This is a genomic window from Vibrio sp. 1288, from assembly GCF_033344475.1.
On sequence record NZ_JAWPOX010000707.1, the window covers coordinates 1 to 625 of the forward strand.

1 pseudogene is annotated in these 625 nt (G+C 47.7%); it reads right to left on the bottom strand.

Annotation, left to right across the window (positions count from 1 at the left end):
- Positions 1-625: pseudogene (locus R8O11_RS28900) on the bottom strand (GGDEF domain-containing protein); the annotation flags it as partial.

Genomic DNA, 625 nt, shown 5'->3' on the forward strand with positions numbered 1-625 from the left:
GCACTTCTAACTCAAGGTTTTCATTTAACTCTCGAATCGCCTCTTGAGCTTGAGTGCGTTGCAGCACCTCGGCCAAACTGGAAGAGAACATACGAATCACTTCGCGCAGTTGAGAGGTTAACGGCGCGCGAGTGAGCAGGTTGTCGACGGCAATAAAAGCGATGGGGCCACTGCTGTTTGAGGTGAGAACCGTCATTGCCGCCCAACCAAAACCGACGATATTACAGTCGTGATAAATGGGAACGGATTCTTCGAATGCGACTTCACTCGGTACGGCGCGAGCTAAATTGATCAGAGAAAAGTTTTGCGTCTCACCAAAGAAATAGGACTCATCGACGACATTCCCTTGAATGTCCGTGCCCCAAGTGCCCTGCATGTATGAGCAGTTTTCATCGGTCAAAAATACCGCCATACGATCAATACCGAGGTTTTTAATCGCGAAAGTCACCGCCGACTTACACACATCACTAACGGTTGTACAGCGCGACAACTCAACCATGCTTGAGTGCAACATGCGCACATTTTGCTCTTGGCGCTTACGGATATAAATTTGTGAGAAAAGAGAACCAAACGAGTCCAACATCTGTTTTTGATACGCCGTTATCGGCTTGCGATGAATAAAGTT